At 66.6% G+C, this 18,875-nt stretch carries 12 protein-coding genes; 3 read left to right on the top strand and 9 right to left on the bottom strand.

Annotated features, from left to right (window positions below):
- Window positions 1–16: 16 nt before the first annotated feature.
- From ACHAC9_RS20375 to ACHAC9_RS20355, 5 genes are all read right to left on the bottom strand, one after another.
- Window positions 17–793 carry a 5'-3' exonuclease gene (locus tag ACHAC9_RS20375; protein ID WP_435762780.1) on the bottom strand — a complete coding sequence of 259 codons (777 nt, stop codon included), beginning with the start codon at window positions 791–793 and terminating at the stop codon, window positions 17–19.
- A 6-nt stretch (window positions 794–799) separates the two neighbouring features.
- The gene (locus ACHAC9_RS20370; RefSeq protein ID WP_435762778.1) at window positions 800–1,471 is read right to left on the bottom strand and encodes a glutathione S-transferase family protein; all 672 of its coding nucleotides are present in this window, start codon (window positions 1,469–1,471) and stop codon (window positions 800–802) included.
- Window positions 1,472–1,999: 528 nt separating this feature from the next.
- Window positions 2,000–2,260, bottom strand: coding sequence for a DUF6587 family protein (locus ACHAC9_RS20365; protein ID WP_435762776.1), 261 nt, complete (start codon window positions 2,258–2,260; stop codon window positions 2,000–2,002).
- 1 nt (window position 2,261) lies between these two features.
- Window positions 2,262–4,139 carry a ferrous iron transporter B gene (gene feoB / locus ACHAC9_RS20360; RefSeq protein ID WP_435762774.1) on the bottom strand — a complete coding sequence of 626 codons (1,878 nt, stop codon included), beginning with the start codon at window positions 4,137–4,139 and terminating at the stop codon, window positions 2,262–2,264.
- 3 nt (window positions 4,140–4,142) lie between these two features.
- On the bottom strand, window positions 4,143–4,400 hold the full coding sequence (locus ACHAC9_RS20355) for a FeoA family protein (protein ID WP_136221979.1): 258 nt from the start codon (window positions 4,398–4,400) through the stop codon (window positions 4,143–4,145).
- A gap of 198 nt (window positions 4,401–4,598) precedes the next feature.
- Here ACHAC9_RS20355 and ACHAC9_RS20350 point away from each other — a divergent pair, with 198 nt between their 5' ends.
- Entirely contained in the window at window positions 4,599–4,811 is a 213-nt protein-coding gene (locus ACHAC9_RS20350) for a (2Fe-2S)-binding protein (RefSeq protein WP_435762771.1), read from the top strand.
- Between the two features lie 88 nt (window positions 4,812–4,899).
- On the top strand, window positions 4,900–5,370 hold the full coding sequence (gene bfr, locus ACHAC9_RS20345) for a bacterioferritin (protein WP_435762769.1): 471 nt from the start codon (window positions 4,900–4,902) through the stop codon (window positions 5,368–5,370).
- A 33-nt stretch (window positions 5,371–5,403) separates the two neighbouring features.
- On the opposite strand, the gene ACHAC9_RS20340 is transcribed toward bfr, so the two are convergent.
- The 4 genes from ACHAC9_RS20340 to ACHAC9_RS20325 form a co-directional block, all read right to left on the bottom strand.
- On the bottom strand, window positions 5,404–7,062 hold the full coding sequence (locus tag ACHAC9_RS20340; RefSeq protein ID WP_435762767.1) for a CehA/McbA family metallohydrolase: 1,659 nt from the start codon (window positions 7,060–7,062) through the stop codon (window positions 5,404–5,406).
- 129 nt (window positions 7,063–7,191) lie between these two features.
- Entirely contained in the window at window positions 7,192–8,049 is an 858-nt protein-coding gene (locus tag ACHAC9_RS20335) for an outer envelope protein (protein ID WP_435762765.1), read from the bottom strand.
- Window positions 8,046–16,511, bottom strand: a complete 8,466-nt coding sequence (locus ACHAC9_RS20330) for a GH36-type glycosyl hydrolase domain-containing protein (protein WP_435762762.1) — start codon at window positions 16,509–16,511, stop codon at window positions 8,046–8,048. The genes ACHAC9_RS20335 and ACHAC9_RS20330 overlap by 4 nt, the downstream gene beginning before the upstream one ends.
- A gap of 146 nt (window positions 16,512–16,657) precedes the next feature.
- The gene (locus tag ACHAC9_RS20325) at window positions 16,658–18,223 is read right to left on the bottom strand and encodes an aminotransferase class V-fold PLP-dependent enzyme (RefSeq protein WP_435762760.1); all 1,566 of its coding nucleotides are present in this window, start codon (window positions 18,221–18,223) and stop codon (window positions 16,658–16,660) included.
- Between the two features lie 146 nt (window positions 18,224–18,369).
- On the opposite strand from ACHAC9_RS20325, the gene ACHAC9_RS20320 reads away from it, so the two are divergent.
- On the top strand, window positions 18,370–18,855 hold the full coding sequence (locus tag ACHAC9_RS20320) for an Lrp/AsnC family transcriptional regulator (RefSeq protein WP_435762758.1): 486 nt from the start codon (window positions 18,370–18,372) through the stop codon (window positions 18,853–18,855).
- The last annotated feature ends 20 nt before the right edge of the window (window positions 18,856–18,875 follow it).

Below are 18,875 nucleotides of genomic sequence, written 5' to 3'. Positions count from 1 at the left end.
TTTAATTGGTAGAGCGTCAATGTGCGTCGTAAGCCAGCATCTTCCAGGTGACGCCGAGGCGCACGTCGGTTTTCAGCTGCACCAGCTGGCGCGACAAATACAGGATATCGCGCTCGGCGCGCAGGCGTTCGCCGAGGGGCGTCTTGAGGATGCCGGCGCCGGCCATGACCGCGTCCAGGCTGCCGTAGGCACCCAGCAGGCGCGCCGCCGTCTTCATGCCGATCTTCGAGACGCCCGGGACGCCGTCGGTGGCGTCGCCCATCAGCGCCAATAAATCGTGCAGCAGTTCCGGCGCCACGCCGAACTTGTTGCGCACCCAGGCATCGTCATGCCACTCGCCCTTGAAATGATCCCATACCAGAGCGCCGTGCGCGATCAGGACATGTAAATCCTTGTCGGTGGTGGCGACGATTGCTTCTCCCCGGTTTTCATTCAGCCAGCGCATGACGCAGGTGGCGACGACGTCATCGGCTTCGACTTCCGGCAGCATCGCCACCGGCACCCCGGCCGCGCGCAGGCGTTCCTGGAATTCCGGCAGCGCTTCCCTCAGCACCGGCGGCATCGGGGCGCGGTGCTCGCGGTAGCGCGGATACAGCGCATGGCGCCAGGTCTGGCCGCCGTGGTCGAAGGCGGCCAGCACGTGCGTGGGCGCGTGCGCTTCGAGCAGCTTGCGAAACGAGGAAAACGCGTGACGCAGGGCGATGCCGGCCTTCAAGTCGGAGTCGGGCTCCGGGCTGGCTTCGTAGACGCGGCGCACGATGTTCAGTCCGTCGATCGCGAGCAGCTTGGCCATCGGGTTTTACCTTGCGAAGTCGTACTTGCCGCCGCGCACCAAAGCGCGCGCGTAGGCCGGACGCGCGTGGATGCGCTGCAGGAAGCTTGACAGGCGCGGGTATTGCGCATCCAGGCCCGCGCGTGAGGCCGCCGCTTCCAGTGGAAAACTCATCTGGATGTCGGCGGCTGAAAATTCGCTCCCGGCGAACCAGTCGCGCGCGGCCAGTTCGGACTCGAGGTAGTCGAGCTGGTTCTTGATGTTCGGGTTGACGAAGGTCTCCTTGACCTTGCGTGCGATCGAGCGCGCGATCGGCTTGGCGAAGAACGGCATCGGTCCGGTCTCGATGCGGTCGAACACGAGTTTCATGAGCAGCGGCGACATGGCCGAGCCTTCGGCGAAGTGCAGGTAAAAGCTGTACTTCAGTTTTTCCGGCGTGCCGGCCGCGGGCACGAAGCGGCCATTGCCGTAACGCTCGACCAGGTACTCGACGATCGCGCCCGACTCGGCCACGACGGTGTCGCCATCGGTGATCACCGGCGACTTGCCGAGCGGGTGCACGGCCTTCAGTTCGGCGGGCGCCAGCATCGTCTTCGGGTCGCGCTGATACTTCTTGATTTCGTACGGCAGGCCCAGCTCTTCGAGCAGCCAGAGGATGCGCTGCGAGCGCGAATTGTTCAGGTGATGGACGATGATCATGGGGCGCCGGCGAAGAAGAAGGAGCGCTAGCTTAGCACTGTTGCGTCGTTACAAAAAGACAGGCCCGTGTTTGATCGGATGCTGCCTGCGACGGACTGGTTCGGCAACGCACCGAACCGGTCCGGATGGCTCCCTATGATGGGCGCATGGGCACGATTCACATTGGTGCACGCGCCGTATGATGCCCAGCGGTTGAGGGCAACATTTCGGCGAGCTCCACAGGACCCATGCGTCGATGACGAACGGCCGGATGTCTTGAACAAAGCGGATCGCTCGTCGCAGGTTCGCGCGAATGGCCGGGTTGCAGAATATGGGACGCCGGCGATGCGCGACGACCGTGAAGAAGCAGGTGGAACCAGTGAGAAGGCGGCGGTAGCGTGACATGGTGCGGCATCGTAGTGCCGGGTCACGCGCTTGGGGATGTGTCAGGTCAATCGAAGCGTGGACGGTGTCGGATTTCAGGAAGCGGTGCGGTTTGCATGAGGTGAAACAGCGTGGGCACAAGTGCCTTTCGCGGCCCGGCCCACCCTAGTTTTCATGCAATTTGATTACCCGATGATTGCTGCCTTCAGGCGCCGTCGGCTCCACCGGCGTCTCGCAGGTGTTACAACTCTTGCACCCGCCCCCGCAGCTGCCGCCCGTATCGAGCCAACGCACCAGCCTCGAATCGGGCCCGCCGCGCGAGAGCCGGTTGACGATGCGGATGCGCCACGCCGCCGGCAGGTACTTCGCGCCGATATACAGGGCGGCAAGCACGACAACCAGCGCGACGACCAGTTCCTGCCACATGTCAGCCTCCGCCGAGCGCCAGGGCAACCCGGTAGGTGATGAAGGACGCGAAATAGGCCAGCGCGAACATGTAGCCGGCCATCATCCACGCGTACTTGGCGCTGCCGGTTTCACGGCGCACGACCGACAGGGTCGCGATGCACTGCGGCGCGTACACATACCAGGCCAGCAGCGACAAGGCGGTCGCCATCGACCACGAGCCGGCAATCAGCGGCCCAAGCGTGTTGGCGACCTCGTCGCCGGAACCGGCCAGCGCGTACACGGTGCCGAGCGCCCCGACCGCCACTTCGCGCGCGGCCATGCCGGGGACCAGGGCGATGCAGATCTGCCAGCCGAAGCCGATTGGTTCAAAAATCACGGCCAGGGCACGCCCGAGCATGCCGGCCACGCTGTAATAAATCGGCGGCTGGGTGGCGCCTTCGGGCGCGCCCGGGAAGCTCGACAGGAACCAGAGCAGCACCATCAAGGTGAGAATCAAGGTACCGACGCGCATCAGGAAAATCTTGGCGCGCTCCCACAGGCCCAGCGCCAGCGTCGGCAGGTGCGGCCAGTGGTAGGCGGGCAGTTCGAGCAGCAGCGGATGCTGGCCCGCGCCGCTGCGGCGTTTCATGTACCAGGCCACGCCCATTGCACTGACGATGCCAATCGCGTACAGCGCGAACAGCACCAGGCCCTGCAAGTTAAAAATGCCGACTTCGCGTTCGGGAATGAAGGCGGCAATGATCAGGGCGTACACGGGAAGGCGCGCGGAACAGGTCATCAAGGGCGCGATCATGATCGTCACCAGGCGGTCGCGCGGGTTCTGGATCGTGCGCGCAGCCATCACGCCGGGAATCGCGCAGGCGAACGAGGACAGCAACGGGATGAAGGCGCGCCCGGACAGGCCCACGCCGCCCATCATGCGATCGAGCAGAAAAGCCGCGCGCGGCAGGTAGCCGATGTCTTCCAGGATCAGGATAAAAAAGAACAGGATCAGGATCTGCGGCAGGAACACCAGCACGCCGCCGACGCCGGCGATGATGCCGTCCACGATCAGGCTGCGCAGCGGACCGTCCGACATGGCGCCGCCGATCCACGCGCCGATGCTTTCGACGCTGCCGGTGATGAACTCCATCGGCGCTTCGGCCCAGCTGAACACAGCCTGGAAGATGATGAACATCAGCGCGGCCAGCAGGATCGGGCCGGCCACGGGGTGCAGCACCACGTGGTCGATTTTTTCCGACAGGTTGCCCGTGTCGTGCGCATAGCTGACGCTGGCCTCCAGGATGCGGCGCACTTCGCGTTGGGTCTGTTCGACCGGCACAGCGTCGATGGCGGACAGCGGATTCGCTTGCGCGCGGTCCAGGGGCATGCGGTCGAGGGCCTCCAACAGGGCCTGTTCGCCGCCGGCCTGGATCGCGACCGTTTCGACCACCGGCATGCCCAGTTCCTGCGCCAGTTTGTCCGTATCGATCTCGATGCCGCGCTTTTCGGCGACGTCGACCATGTTCAGGGCGAGCAGCATCGGCAGCCCGAGGCGCTGGATTTCCAGCACCAGGCGCAGGTTCAGGCGCAGGTTCGTGGCGTTGACGACACAGACGATGGCATCGGGCGCCGATTCTCCCGCGCGCAGGCCGGCGACAACGTCGCGCGTGATGGCTTCGTCCGGCGTTTGCGCGGACAGGCTATAGGCACCCGGCAGGTCGAGCACGCGCAATGCGCGCCCGCCTGGGGAGGTAAAACTGCCCTCTTTGCGTTCGATGGTGACGCCGGCGTAGTTCGCGACCTTCTGGCGCGCGCCGGTGAGGCGGTTGAACAGCGCCGTCTTGCCGCAGTTCGGATTGCCCAGCAATGCGATCAGGGGCGACCGCGTCGCCACCTGCTGTTCCATGACACCCATTGATTATTCCGGCTGGATCGAGACGAGTGCGGCCTCGAACTTGCGCAGGGCAAAAGTCGACTCGCCGACCTTCACCGCGACCGGGCCGCCCGGCAAGCCGCGTTTCAGCATGCGGATGCGTTCGCCAGGCACGAAGCCCAGCTCCATCAGGCGGCGTGCCACGTCCTGGCCGCCGAGTGCGTGTGGCGCAAGGTGGATCACGGTCGCACTCTGCCCGGCCTTGAGGGCGTCGAGTGTGGTCAAAGTGGGGACTAGGGTCATGGCGGCGTTCCGGTGGTGTAGCGCTGATGAGACAGATACTAGCATCATAAACCTAAATGCGAATTATTTCCATTTGGCGGAATGATCACATAACAAAATCACTTGCGTTCATCGAAAAATTTCCTCAGAATAGAACACGAATGAGAACGATTCTCATTATTTGAGTGACAACTCAGTGACAACTCAGGGACTGCTTCGATGATCGTTTGTGTCTGCAACAACATCTCCGACCGTGAAATCCGCCAGGCTGTCGACCTCGGCATCACCTCGATCGCCGACCTGCGCGAAGAGCTGGGCCTGGGCACCTGCTGCGGCAAGTGCATCAGCTACGCCCGTGAAGTGCTGCACGAAGCGATCGACAGCAAGACTGTTGTGACTGAACTGAGCTTCCGCGCCTCGCAGCCGGCATAAGCGTCTCTTCCACGCTGCCGGTTTTCGGCGCGCGTTCGCCCACTTTGCTATAGTTGTGGCAACGCATACCACAACTACAAGGCATATCATGAAGGGCGATCCCAACGTCATCCGGCTGCTCAACGCGCAGCTGACCAACGAGCTCACCGCCGTCAACCAGTACTTCCTGCACGCGCGGATGTACCGCCACTGGGGCTTCTTCAAGCTCGGCAAGAAAGAATACGACGAATCGATCGGCGAAATGAAGCACGCCGACAAGCTGATCGATCGCATCCTGATGCTCGACGGCCTGCCGAACCTGCAGGCGCTGCACAAAGTGCTGATCGGCGAAAACACCGAGGAAATGCTCGCGGCCGACTTGAAACTCGAGCGCGCCGCCCAGATCACGGTCAAGCAAGGCATTGCCGCCGCTGAAGCGGCCGCCGATTACGTCTCGCGCGACTTGCTGCTGATGATCCTGGAAGACACCGAAGAACATATCGAGTGGCTCGAGACCCAGCTTGACCTGATCGTGAAGGTCGGGATCCAGAATTATTTGCAGAGCCAGATGGTGGAATAAGCTTGTTGCAGGGTGGCGCCAGCCACCCTGCGTTCATTCCTGCGTCACCCACACCGGCGCCGACCACAGGATATTCCCGTCCGCCTGGGTTACCTTCGCATAATAAAAATGCGCACCAAGCGCTGGCGTGAAGCTCGTCGTCGCCGTGTCGGACAACTGCGTCACCATCCCGCCGCGCCCCGGCACCCCTTTCATGATCGCCACCGAGGCCACCGCCTTGCCCGCCGTGCTGGCGAAATTCGCCAGCAGCGTCAAGGGCCCGGTATTCGTGAAGCGCTCGCCCATCATGCGGCCGTTCGCAGTCAGGACCAGCTGCGAGCCCTTGTCCATGGTCGCGAACACGCGCCGCGCCTTCAACGCGTCAACAAAACTGGCCTGACTCAGGGGCACGCCGTTCGGGACCAGGACACCGGTGCGGTTCGTGTACGCCGTGCCCCAGTTCGCGCAGTGGTTGTCCTGGTTGGTGCTGAAGGCCACGTGAAAGCCGGCTTCCAGCACCTGGTTGCAGGCCGCCTCGAAATTGCTGCGCCGCGTCTCGCCCTCCTTGTCGTTGGTCGAGAACGCGGTGCTGTTGACCACCTCGCACAAGGCCATCGCTTCGTCGCCGTCCTTTGAATAACCGAGCGCCACGCCGTTTACGGTGAACTGGCCGCTCGTGGCTGGATGATTGAACTGACCGACCCAGCCGCGTTCGCGCATCAACGTGTAGAGCGCCGCATAATCGCTGCGCGGCGTGGCGACGTCGGCCAGCAGCTCGCCCTGCGCATTTTTTTCCCAGCCCAGCAACTGCTCGCTATTGAAAATATTCACATGGCCGCCCTTGTTGATGACGCCCCACTCCATGCCGTACACGGCCAGGAAATCCGGGTGCGCGGCGTTGAAGCCGGCGGCCATCTCCCGGCCCTTGCGGTACAGCGCTTTGGCGGTGGCCGGGTCGGCGTCCGGCCGGGTGCTGTCCGAGCCGTCGTACATGTGGTTGTGTTCGGAGGCGACGAGAATGTCGAGACCGTGCGTACGGGCATAGGCGAAAGCCGCATCCGGACCGTATTTCGCAGTTGAAGGCTCCTGCGCGCCTTTGCAGTCGGACAGCTCGGCGCCGCCGTCGCTGTGATTCGTCTGGCTGTGCAGGTTGCCCAGATAAACAGTGAACGGCAACGCCGCGAGCGCCGGTGCGGCGCCCGGCTGGGCGATGCGACCAATCGGGAGCGGGGCGAAGCGCGGCAGCGCGGGCGCTTGCGGCGCCCCGATCTCGATCTGCCAGGCCTGCTCGTGCACCTCGAGCGAGGCTGCGTTTGACAGCGCATCGCGGCTGGCCGCGCGCAGGCGCACCTGGTAAATGCCGGCGGCCAGCTTGCCGGCGTCCACGCCCGACCAGGGCACGGCGACCGACACCGGGCGTGCGGCCAGCGGCGTGCTGTCCTGCCAGCGGCGTACGACAAGGCCGCGCGGGGAGATCAGTTCCAGCTGCCAGTCGACGACTTGCGCCTGGCGCGCATTCGGATAATCGAAGGCCAGGGTGAAGGTACGCGCCTCGCCTTTCAGGGGGTCGAGCGCGCGATAGGGTGCGTGCAGGGTGGCTTCGAATTCGCTGTGTTCGTCGATGGCTGCAAACGCGCCGGGTGACAAGCAGCACAGCAGAAAAAGGAGCAGGCGCGGGGCGAGCCGGGAGGAGGTAAAGAGAATGGTTTTCATGATGCAATTGTTGCAATTGCATCATGATTACCGCTTGCGCCAGGCCGGGATTTTGTTGCTACTAATTATATATTTTTTGACAAAAGGACAGCCGCGTTCGATGGCTCGCAGCCGTCCCCGGGTATCAGATCAGAAGTGGTATTCGGCGCGCACCATCGGCGTACTGGCGCGCTGGCCGCGTCCGCCGGTGGTGCTGCGGGTATTGCCGAACTTGTTGTTCCAGAACTGGTATTCGAGGCCGAGACGCAGGCGGTTCTTCGGCTGCCCGAAGTGGGAACTGATGTCGACCATGAGCGCCATGTCGACGTTCGTCTCGGCGCCGGTGCCGTTGCCCACTTCATCGCGCCCCTTGGCGCCGATGAACAGGCCATAACCCTCGAACGAGACCCGCTCGGCCACGGGAATGGCCCAGTTCACCGACAGGGCGGCGTGGGTGTCGTAGGTGTAGCGCCCGTCGACGTTCGAGATCGGGGCAAACGCGCCGCTCGGCGCATTCGATTCGCGCAGCACCAAGAGGCTCGTATTCAGGAAGCCCGGCACGTCCCACATCAGCGTCGGGCCGGCCACCAGCATGCGCTTCCTCGAGTTGTAGCCGACGTCGTTCTTGGTGTTCCAGTCGAAGCCGAGGGTCAAGCCGACGCCCTTCACCGGGCCGTAGCGCATCTCGGTGCCGCGCAGCGCGCCGATGTCGAGCGTGTGGCGGTAGACGACATACGCTTCCTGCGCGCCTTCGTTTTGCCCGAGCGAGCCCGGGTCGGTTTCGTCCGATTGCAGCAGGTCGACGTTGAAAAAATTGCTGCCGTATTTGTAGCCGCTGGCGTGGGTCAGCGCGAAGATGTGCTTCTTGATGTGCCCAGGGTTGAACGGCTCGGCGAAGCGGGTGCCGTAGCGCCAGCTGATCGAGGTGTCGCTCCAGTCGGCCGCGCCCGCGGCGGCGCAGGACAGCAGCAAGGTGGCGCCAACGGACAACAGGATTTTCTTGGTCATGTAATGGTCTTCGAGTGAGGTTCTGTGCTTGCCGCCAGCGTGGCGGCCTCCTGCCTGGGCGCGACATGCAGTTCGACGCGGTGCGCCTGGCCGTCGTCGACCAGCTGCACCGTATCGCCGCCGACGTCGACGCCATCGACCAGCAGCGCGGGGGTGTCCAACGCACGCACTTCGATCGCATAGGTGCTAGAGCGGTAGCGGTACTGCAGGCGAAAGCCCGGCCAGCCGCGCGGGAGCTGCGGCGCCAGCACCAGCCGCTCGCCGACGCGCTCGATGCCGAGCAGCGATTCGACGACCAGCCGGTACATCCATCCGGCCGAGCCAGTGTACCAGCTCCAGCCGCCGCGCCCAACATGGGGCGCGGCGGCAATCACGTCACCGGCCACGACATACGGCTCGAGCCGGTAACGCTCGCAATCGGCCGGCGTGGCGCTCAGTCGCACCGGGTTGAGCATGTCGAACAACTCCCAGGCGCGCTCTCCTTCTCCCATGCGCGCAAAGGCCATCGCACCCCACAGCGCCGCGTGGGTGGCCTGGCCGCCGTTCTCGCGCACGCCCGGCGCATAGCCGCGCAGGCTGCCCGGATTCAGGCTGCCGGCCTCGAACGGCGGGTCGAGCAGCTGGATCAATCTCGCTTCGCGCCGCACCAGGCGCGCTTCGACCGCGGCCATGGCCTGTTTCGCGCGCTCGCGACCGGCCGCGCCGGAGAGCACGCTCCAGCTCTGCGAGACCAGGTCGATGCGGCATTCGTCGTTGTCTTTCGAGCCGAGCGGCGTGCCGTCGTCGAACCAGGCGCGCCGGTACCATTCGCCGTCCCAGGCGTGGTCCTCGAGCTGGGTCGTGAGGGCTTGCGCGGCCGCGCGGCAGGTGGTGGCAAACCCGTAGTCGGCGCGGCGGTCGGCCAGTTCGGCGAAGCGCTGTAACACCTCGATCATGAAGAAACCGAGCCAGACGCTCTCGCCGCGCCCTTGCGCGCCGACGCGGTCGAGGCCATCGTTCCAGTCGCCGCTGCCGATCAGCGGCAAGCCATGTTCGCCGAAGCGCAGGCTGTGGCGGATCGCGCGCACGCAATGGTCATACAGGTCGCCACGCTGAGCGGACGCGCGCGGCGCATCGAAATACGATTCTTCGCCGTCTTCCAGGATGCGGCCCTCGAGATAAGATACGGATTCGCCCAGCACGCCGATATCTCCGGTGGCCCGGATGTAGCGGCAAGTCGCCAGCGGCAGCCATAACAGGTCGTCGGAGCAGCGCGTGCGCACGCCCTTGTTCGACGGCGCATGCCACCAGTGCTGCACATCGCCCTCGACGAACTGGTGCGCGGCGCACAGCAGCAGGTGAGCGCGCAGCAGGTGCGCTCGCGTATGCACCAGCGCCATCGCATCCTGCAACTGGTCGCGGAAGCCAAAGGCGCCGCCCGACTGGTAGTAGCTGCTCCTCGCCCACATGCGGCAGGCGATGGTCTGGTACAGCAGCCAGCCGTTGGCGAGCACGTCGAGGCTCGGGTCGGGCGTCTCGATGCGCACCGCGCCGAGTGTCTCTTCCCAGTACGCGTGCACCTGTTCGAGGGCCGCCCGCGCCGCCACGCCCCCCGTATGGCGCTGCACCAGCGCAGCAGAGTCGCCCTTGGCGGCACCGAGCATGAATACCAGTTCCTTCTGCTCGCCCGGCGCCAGTTCGAAAGCCACCTGCAGCGCCGCGCACGGGTCGAGTGCTGCGCCCTGGCTGCCCGACAAGACGGTACGCCCGAGCGCCTGCGGCTGTTTCAAACTGCCGCCGCGGCCGATGAATTCGGCGCGGTCGCAGGTAAAACTGGTCGCCCCGGCATCGACATGGAAGAAGGCGACGCGGTCGGCATAGTCGCTGTTCCAGGCAGTGCGCGCGCACAGCGCGCCGCTGGCCGCGTCAAGCCCAGTGACCACATGCAGCGCGGATGCCGCGCGCAGTTCGCCCAATACCCATTCGACGTAACCGGTGGCCGACAGGCGCCGCGAACCATTGCTGTCGTTACGAACGCGCAGCACCGCATACTTCAGCGGCGCGTCGAGCGCGACAAAACTCGTCAGCTCGGAATGGATGGCGTGCGCCGTGTGTTCGAAGACGCTGTAGCCGAAGCCGTGGCGTGTCAGGTACTCGCCGCCGGAAGGCTTCGGAAGCGCAGTCGGCGACCAGGACATGCCGCTCGCTTCGTCGCGCAGATAGAACACCTCGCCACCGCGGTCGCTTACCGGATCGTTCTCCCAGGGCGTCAGGCGCAGTTCGCGGGCGTTCTCGCTCCAGGTATAGGCCTGGCCGCTTTCGGAGACGACCGAGCCGAAAGTCGGGTTGGCCAGTACATTCGACCACGGCGCCGGCGTCGGGCGGCCGGGGCTGGTGCGGATGAGGTATTCGCGGCCATCGAGGCTGAAGCCGCCGATGCCGTTATCGAGCAGCAGTTCAGGCGGCGCCGTCTGCGCTGTGGCGGCAGGCGCAGAATCGAACTGCGGCGAGCGCGTGCGCAGGGCCGGCAGGAGCGGCGCCGCTGCCGCCTGCGCGCGCCGCAGCTGCTCGGCCAGGCTGCCGCGTTCGCCCAACAGCAGCACGCGCGCCACCGCCTGCATCAGCACCCGGTCCTCTTCCGGCACATGCTCGAACACCTGCAGATACACGCCACCCGGACGGTCGATCAGGCCCGGGTCAAGCATCTTCATGACTTGCGCGTGGGGCGACCGTTCGGCGCTGCCACCCTCGCCGCACCAGATCACCAGGTCGACAGTCAAGCCGCGCGCACGCCACCAGGCCTGCGCCTGCAGCAGCTGGCGTACCAGCGCCAGGCCGGCGGCGCCATCGACCCGCAGCAGCACGATCGGCAAGTCGCCAGAGATCGCATAAGGCCACAGACTGGACTGGCCGCGGCTGTTGCGTGCGATGAGGTCCGGCTGCGCGCGCAGCGCACGCTGCGGATAGATCACGGCGCCGGCCAGGCGCGCGTAGAGCTGGGCATCGGCTTCCAGCATGTTCGACTCCTGCAGCAGCGCCTGGGCGCAGGCCCCGGCCAGCCCGAAGGCGCGGTCGGTGGCGCTGCGCTGCGCATACTTGCCGGCCAGGTCCAGCGCATCCGCGCGGTTCGCGGCGACGCCGAGCACCAGGTCGAGCGTGACCTCCTCGTCGGGCGCGAGGGTGATCGTGCGCCGGATCGCCAGCGCCGGGTCGAGCACCGCACCGGCGGCGCCGTTCAGCGGCGTGGTCTCGACCAGTGCCGCAGGCAGTGCATTGCCGTGGCCGCGCCTGAGCAAATCGGCGCGGCTGGTTTCGAACGCGGCCTCGCCGATGTCTGCGCCGTGAACAGCCATCGCGTTGACCAGCCAGGGCGTCAGTTCGCCCTCCTCGCGTGGCCGGCGCGTGCAAAGGATCGCATTGCGCTCGGCTGCGATCTCGCTGTGCACGAAGAGTTTACTGAAGGCGGGGTGAGCGTCATCAAAGGCGTTCGGTGCCAGCACCGGCTCGGTGTAGCTCGTCACTTCGATGCGGCGTGCACGTCCCGAACCATTCCTGATGCGCGTGCGGCGCAGCTCGACATCGTCGCCCGGCGGCACCACGATCTCGGTGAACAATTCGATGCCGTCGTCGCGCCGCAGCCATTGCGCGCGCCCTTCCGGGAATACGGCCTCGTAGTGCTCGGGCTGGGCCAGGGTCGGCTGCCAGGTGCTCGACCAGACTGCGCCGCTGTCGAGGTCGCGCAGGTAGCAGAACACGCCCCAGTCGTCGCTCGTCGCGTCCATGCGCCAGCGGGTCAGCGCCAGATCGCCCCAGCGGCTGTAGCCAGTGCCGTCGCTCGTCACCATCACGTGATAGCGGCCGTTCGACAGCAACTGCACCTGCGGCTGCGGCGGGCCGACCCGGGTGACTGAACGGATTGGCAGCTGCGCTACGGGTGAGGCGCCACCTTGCGCGTCGAGCTCGAATTGCGGGGCCTTGAAAGCGCCTGCCGTCGGCACGCGCTCCTGCAGCAGGAGCAGTGCCGCCCGTAGGTCCGGATCGGCCTCGAAACGGTGCTGCATCGGGCGTTCGTGCAGCAGGCAAGACAGCGCCAGCAGCCCCATGCCCTGATGATCGGAGCGCCAGGCGCGCACGAGCGCATGGCGCTCGCCGCGCGCCAGGCGCGTGCCGGTGTAGTCGATCGCTTCGTAAAAACCACAGGCGCCTGCAAAGCCCTGCGCCGCCATCCGCTCCAGGTTGGCGCAAGCCGCTTGCGGCGCGACCATCAGGGCCAGCATCGAGGCATACGGCGCGACCACGAAGTCGTTGCCGAGACCGCGCATCACACCGGTACCAGGTACGCCGAAGGCACGGCGTTCATACTGCAGCGCGGCGTCGAGACTGTTGTAGCCGGACTCGGACATGCCCCACGGGATGTCATGGCGCGCCGCATGGCTGATCTGGACGCGCACGATGGCGCGGCCGGTGCGCTCGAACAGCGTGCCGCGGTAACTGGGCATGACCAGCTGCGGCATCAGGTAGTCGCTCATCGCGCCACTGCTTGACAACAGCAGCAGCTCGTCGCCGACCAGGCACAGCTGGCGCTCCAGCGCGAACCAGTGCGCCTGCGGCAGCTGGCCGCGCGCAAGGCCGATGAAACTGGCCAGGCGCGCGCTGGACGCGAGCGTGTCGATGGTGCCGGGCTCGCGCCGGTTCGCCGTGAGGTCATACCCGGTCGCCAGCAAATTGACGTCGGGTTGGAGCAGCACACCGAAATCCATGTCGGCGAACTCGCGTGCGCATGCGCCCAGGACGTCGATTTCGGCCAGGCGCGCGCGGGCCGTGGCGGCGCCCTCTTCCACCATCTGCGCCAGCGCCTGTTGCGCATCCGTCCCGGCGGGCGCGGGCACCGCAAAACCGGCCAGTTCGCGCAGCGTCGGAATACGCGTCAGGCTGGCCTCGAACACATACTCCTGCACTGCGCGCATCCACGGCGCCTGGGCCAGCAGCTCGTCCTGGGCGGCGCGGCAATCTTCGTCAAGGCGCGTGACCCAGTCGCGCAGCTGGGCATCGGCGTCCTCCGGCAGCGTGGCGCTGAGCATCGAGGCCGCGCGCACCGCTGTCTCCAGGCATTCGGCCAATCCAGGCAGGGTGTCGCCGTTGCGGCAGCGCTTGGGCGCCAAGGCCTCGCGGCAGGTGCCAAGCGCCTTGCGCACCGCCGGCGCCGCTCCCTGCGCATGTTCATCGACCACATGCAGCGTCGCGCGCAGTCCTTCCAGGGCGCGCGTGCTGGCGATCGGCGCGTCGGCGAGTGCTTCCAGTCCGGTTGCCAGGCTCAGCAAGTGACCGGCGAGATTGCCGCTGTCAACGGTTGATATGCGGGCCGGCAGCAGCGGCGCCAGGGTGCGCGTGTCGTAACCCGCATGAAAATGGCCGCGATGGCGCTCGAGCAGCGCCATGCTGGAGAAGGCGGCGCGTACACGCGCCAGCACGGTCGATTGCGGAGCAAACCCGAAATCCCAGGCCGCCAGGTTGGCCAGCAGCGACAGGCCGATGTCGGTCGGCGAGGTTGACTGCGCCACCAGCGGCTGCGGGTGTTCCTGGACGCCGGCCGGGGGCAGCCAGTTGGTGGCCGGCGTGACGACATCCTCGAAATAGCGCCAGGTGCGGCGCGCCAGGGTCGCCAGGAACCGGTGCTGTTGGCGCGAGAGATCGGCGGCCGCGCGCTCGAACGGCAGGCTGACCCACCAGGCCAGCAGCGGAGAGAGGAACCACAGCAGCAGCAAGGGCGCGGCCGCGAACAGCGCGAACGGATGCAGGAAAGTCAGCAACACGGCCACCACCACGGCCAGCAGCGGCGCGCACCACATGCTGCGCAAGACCGATTCGACATCGGTGCTCGAACGCAGCGGGCTAGTGGCCTTCCATTGCAGCAGGTGCTTGCGCGAGACCAGCATGCGCCAGCCGCTGCGCGCGATCGCGTGCAGGCTGTACCAGGCTTCGTGCGGCAGGAAGGCGGTGCACAGCACGGCGTGTCCGAGGCTGTTCGCCGCGCCGTGCGCCCAGTTGGCGGCATGCTGGCGCCACAGCATGGCGCGCGGCTTGTCGACCAGGGTCAAGAGGATCTTGAAAAAGGCGGGGAGGAAGAACACGGATAGCGCGGCGGCGCTCCAGAAGGCCGGCCCCCGCAACATCGACCAGCACAGCACCAGCATCGCGGTCAACGTCGGCGCCACCAGGCTGCGGCGCAGCTTGTCGAACAGCTTCCAGCGCGCCAGCGGCGTCAAGGGATTGGGCTCGCGCTCGCCACTGTGCGCCGGCACGTGCGCACGCAGCCAGCCGGCCAGCTGCCAGTCGCCGCGGATCCAGCGGTGACGCCGGGCGATGTCGTCGCTGTAGCGCGCCGGCCAGGCTTGCACCAGCTGGACGTCGCTCAGGACGCCGCTCCTCAGGTAGCAGCCTTCGAGCAGGTCGTGCGACAGCACCGTGTTGTCGGGCAGGCGATCGGCCAGCACGCGCGTCACCGTGTCGACGTCGTAGATGCCCTCCCCGAGGAAGGACCCTTCGCCGAACAGGTCCTGGTAGACGTTCGAGGCGGTGCGCGTGCTCACGTCAATGCCCGGCCCGCCGCCGCACAGGCGCTCGTAGCGCGAGGCCGCTTCGCGTGACAGCGAGGTCGTCACGCGCGGCTGCAGCACGGCGTGGCCGTCGATAACGCGGCGCCCGCTGGCGTCGAGCAGCGGCTGGTTCAGCGGATGCGCCATAGCCGCCACCATCTGGCGCGCACTGCTCAAAGGCAGCTGGGTGCCGGCGTCGAGCGTGATGACATAGCGTACACCTGTGAGTCTCTCGGTACTGCCCTCGACCAGCAGGAAGCGCTCGCGCGCGCCGCCGCGCAGGAAGGCGTTCAGGTCGGCGAGTTTGCCGTGCTTGCGTTCGCGCCCGATCCAGGCCTGCTCTCCCGCACTCCAGACGCGCGGGCGGTGCAGCAGCAGGAAGACTTGTCCGTCATGGCGTGCGTTCAGCGCCGCGATGCCCGCGCGTGCTTCTTCGAGCAGCTCGGCGTCGCCCGACACCGTTTCTTGCGGCGCGTCCGTAAAATCGGTCAGCAGGCAAAAGCGCAGCTGGGGGTCGCGGTTGGCCAGGTAGCGCAACGCCAGCCCTTCGCACAGCGCCTTCACCTGCGCGCTGTCGTGCAGGAGCGCGGGCACCGCGACCAGGGTGCGCGCGTCGTCGGGAATGCCGGCGCCAACATCCATGCGCGGCAGCGGGCGCGGCTTCACCAGGCGCGCCGCCATCAGGTCCGTGAGCGCCGATCCCAGCTGGCTGGCGCCAAAGGCGGCCAGCATACCGAGTGCGATCAGGAGGGGCGTGCCGGCGCCGCCGTGGTAGGCGTGGACCAGCAGCGCCGCCGTGAACAGCAGCGTGAAGGCGCCGATCGCGCCGACATAGGCCAGCAGTGGCCTCCTGCGCGCAGCGCGCCGCAGCGCGGGCAGTGTTCCCGGCGCGGGTTTGAGTGTCGCGCGCAGCGCCGGCAGGCCGGCGCCGATCAGGTAGTGGCCGACGTGGCGGGTGCGCACGTCCAGGCCGCCGTCCGCCGCCGGACGCGGTGCGCCGGCCAGCGCCAGGGCAAGGGCGACGACCTCGTCTTCGCCCTGCCCGCACTGGCGCGCCAGGCGCTCGACGGCTTGGCGGTAATAGTCGCGCGTAGCGGCATCCATGCGCGCATAGACGCCGGCCGGATCGCCCCGCAGCGCCTGCTCGACCGTACTTGCCGCCTCGACGAAGGCATGCCAGTCGATACGCTTGATCAGGCGCAGGCTGGCCAGGCAGTTGGCGAGCGAGATTGCATCGAGGGTTTGCGCTTCGCTGTCGTGCCGCACCTGCATGTCGACCGTCAGGTCGTCGTCGCGGCCGCCCTGCAGCAGGCGAGCGTCCAGGCGCACGGCGAGGCGGCGCAGGTTCTCGACCAGCGCCAGGCGCAGCATGATCGGAATCGCCCACAGCTCGCCGAGCCTCAAAGGCGCGCCTTCCTGCCAGGCGGCGATGCAGCGAGCAAGGGTTTCTTCCTCGACCAGGCTGTCGCCATGCGTGACCAGTAGCACAGCCAGCCCGTAGACGCGTGGCCGGCCCGCAGCGTCGTTCGGCACGATCAAGCGCGGCAGGTGGTGGCGTGCGCTGCGGATCTGCTCGTCGATCAGGTGGTAGTGGTTGAGCAGGAGCCCGGCGGCCGGATCCTGACGGCCGCTCCTCTCGATGCGCGTCAGCGAGGCGCATGCCGCGGCGATGACCGACGCATTCTCTGCGAGGCGCTCGCGCAGGCGTTTCGATCCATCACCCGGCGCGAGCCCATGGCGCTGGGCGAGCCGGCGCGCGTGGTCGGCCAGTTGCGCGGCGTCGAGGCAGACGGCGCGCAGCGGTACACCGTCCGCGGCGCTGGCGTCGCGAACGGGCGCATGCCCCGCGCGCGGCGCGTCGGCCTTGGTGTGCAATTCTTCGTTCAACAGGAGCCTCGATGATGAGCGTGCGCGGAACACGTCGCACGGCTGAACCATGCTAGAACCTCATCGGGGAAACGACTGTGCGTTGACGAACGCAGTAGCGGGATGCTTGCAAACGGGCTGGGGGCGCGTTCCGGATCGCGCTCGAATCAGAACGTCAGCAGCGCCAGGCCGCCGGCCAGGTGACCTACCGTGTCGTGACCGAGTTCCTGGGCGAAGCGCGCCGCCTGGGCGCTGCGCTTGCCGCTGCGGCAGAAGAAGACCAGCGGGCGCGTTTCCCTGCACAGCCAGGCGGCGTGCTCCGGCAGGCGCGACAGGGGCAGGCTGTAGGCGGCGCGTCCGTGCAAGCTGGGTGTACCGAGCGCGTGCTCGCAGGCTTCGCGCACGTCGATCAGGAGCGCATCCGGATGCGTGTCGAGGAAACGTGCGAGTCCCTTCGCATCCAGGTCGCATGGAACAGGCTCGCCTGCCGCGGGAGCTGGCGCCGGCCTTGCAGATACGGCGCCCGATCCCGTCACCGGACACGCTGCGGGCGGTGGCGCCAGCAAGGCCTGGGCGCAGCGCGCGATGCGGATACAGGCCTCGTCGATGAACGCATCGTCGACCAGCGGCCCGAAGGACATGCGCACCGCGTTCGCGCAACGTGCCTGCGGCAGTCCCATCGCCAGCAGCACATGGCTCGGCGCCGCCTGCGCCGCCGCACAGGCGGAACCCGCGCTGACGCGCACGCAGGCGGCGTCGAACAGGTCGAGCAGCGCCTTGCCCGATCTGCCCGGCAGCGTGAAGTTGAGCGTGGTCGGCAGCGCGTACTCGAAAGGCGCGTTGAATTCGATGCCGGGGAATGCCGCGCGCAGGCTTGCCGCCAGCCGCTCGCGCATGGCCGACAATTGCGTATGGGTGCGGAAGGTGCGCCCTTCTTCCAGCAGGCGCAGCACCGCGCCGAGGGCGGCGATGCCGGCCATGTTCTCGGTGCCCGAGCGCTGGCCCCCTTCCTGGCCGCCGCCGCACATCAGCGGCGTGTACGGGGCGCCTTCACGCACATACAGCATCCCGATGCCTTTGGGCGCATACAGCTTGTGGCCGGAGAACGGCGCGTAATCGATGCGGGTGCTGGTCAAGGCCAGGGGCAGCTTGCCGAGCGCCTGCACGCAGTCGACCATCCACAGCGCGTCGCTTCCGGCGTCTGCCAGCACGGCTGCGATACCGTCCAGATCGGAGACGACGCCGCTCTCGTTGTTCGCTGCCATCGTGCACAGGAAGGCGGTGCGCGGCGCGAGCGTGCGCAGTTCATCGAGCCGATGGCGCCCATTGCGGTCGACCGGCAAGGCCTGCAGGGTGAGGCCAGTGCCGAGCAGCGCGTTCCAGTGCGCCAGGCTTTCCGGCACCGCCTTGTGTTCGGTCGCGCCATACAGCAGCAGGTCGCCGCAAGGCAGCCCGGCCGCGCGCCGTTCCCGCACGGCGCACAGCGCCGACAGGACCGCCGTCCCGATGCCTTCGGTGGCGCCGCTGGTGAACGTCAGGCGTCCGGTCGGCGCGCCCAGCACCCGGCGGGCGCGGCTGCGCGTAGCTTCCAGCAGCGCACGGGCGCGCAGGCCGGCCGCATGGCTGCTGCTCGGGTTGCCGAAGCAGTCGGCCATGGCCGACTGCGCAGCCTCGTTTGCCGCCGGCAGTACCGGTGAGGTCGCGTTCGCATCGAGGTAGATTTCGGTATTCATAAAAATTGCAAAAATTGTAAAGGGGTCGGAAGATCGTGTTATTGTTAAGCAATATGTTACGAAGATGTAGTGAAAAGCACGTTCTAAATAAGCTACTAAAAGCAGATTTTTAAGCATGTTTGTTCTATTAGTTAAGAAAAACTAAAATGAATTCACTGGACAAGTTTGATTGTGCAATCCTTGCCGCACTCCAGGCCGATGCGACGCTGTCGATCTCGGGCCTCTCGGACAAGGTCGGCCTCTCCAGCACCCCCTGCTGGAAGCGCGTCAAGCGCCTCGAGGAAGAGGGCTATATCGAAAGCCGCGTCACCATCGTCAACCGCCAGAAGGTCGGCTTGCCGGTCACTGTGTTCGTGAGCGTGCGCACCGCCGAGCACGACGAAAAATGGCTGGAGCGCTTTGCCGCCGCCGTCGTCGCCCTGCCCGAAGTGCTGGAATTTCACCGCATGAGCGGCGACATCGACTACCTGCTGAAGGTCGCCACGACCGACATCGCGGGCTACGACCGCTTCTACAAAAAGCTGATCAAGACCGCGCAACTGAGCGGTGTCTCCTCGGCCTTTTCGATGGAGCAGATCAAGTGCACGACTGCCCTGCCGCTCGAGCTGATTGCGCACGGCTTGCCTGCCTGACCCGACTGCACTGGCGCGCT

It is taken from the genome of Massilia sp. CMS3.1 (genome assembly GCF_051262535.1).
Classification (GTDB): domain Bacteria; phylum Pseudomonadota; class Gammaproteobacteria; order Burkholderiales; family Burkholderiaceae_D; genus Telluria.
This window is presented reverse-complemented; position numbering and strand designations above follow the sequence as displayed.

What these genes read in the sequence shown, in the direction of transcription:
- ACHAC9_RS20375 (WP_435762780.1), bottom strand. Translation starts at nt 793, where the DNA reads ATGGCCAAGCTGCTCGCGATCGACGGACTGAACATCGTGCGCCGCGTC.
- ACHAC9_RS20370 (WP_435762778.1), bottom strand. Translation starts at nt 1,471, where the DNA reads ATGATCATCGTCCATCACCTGAACAATTCGCGCTCGCAGCGCATCCTC.
- ACHAC9_RS20365 (WP_435762776.1), bottom strand. Translation starts at nt 2,260, where the DNA reads ATGTGGCAGGAACTGGTCGTCGCGCTGGTTGTCGTGCTTGCCGCCCTG.
- feoB (WP_435762774.1), bottom strand. Translation starts at nt 4,139, where the DNA reads ATGGGTGTCATGGAACAGCAGGTGGCGACGCGGTCGCCCCTGATCGCA.
- ACHAC9_RS20355 (WP_136221979.1), bottom strand. Translation starts at nt 4,400, where the DNA reads ATGACCCTAGTCCCCACTTTGACCACACTCGACGCCCTCAAGGCCGGG.
- ACHAC9_RS20350 (WP_435762771.1), top strand. Translation starts at nt 4,599, where the DNA reads ATGATCGTTTGTGTCTGCAACAACATCTCCGACCGTGAAATCCGCCAG.
- bfr (WP_435762769.1), top strand. Translation starts at nt 4,900, where the DNA reads ATGAAGGGCGATCCCAACGTCATCCGGCTGCTCAACGCGCAGCTGACC.
- ACHAC9_RS20340 (WP_435762767.1), bottom strand. Translation starts at nt 7,062, where the DNA reads ATGAAAACCATTCTCTTTACCTCCTCCCGGCTCGCCCCGCGCCTGCTC.
- ACHAC9_RS20335 (WP_435762765.1), bottom strand. Translation starts at nt 8,049, where the DNA reads ATGACCAAGAAAATCCTGTTGTCCGTTGGCGCCACCTTGCTGCTGTCC.
- ACHAC9_RS20325 (WP_435762760.1), bottom strand. Translation starts at nt 18,223, where the DNA reads ATGAATACCGAAATCTACCTCGATGCGAACGCGACCTCACCGGTACTG.
- ACHAC9_RS20320 (WP_435762758.1), top strand. Translation starts at nt 18,370, where the DNA reads ATGAATTCACTGGACAAGTTTGATTGTGCAATCCTTGCCGCACTCCAG.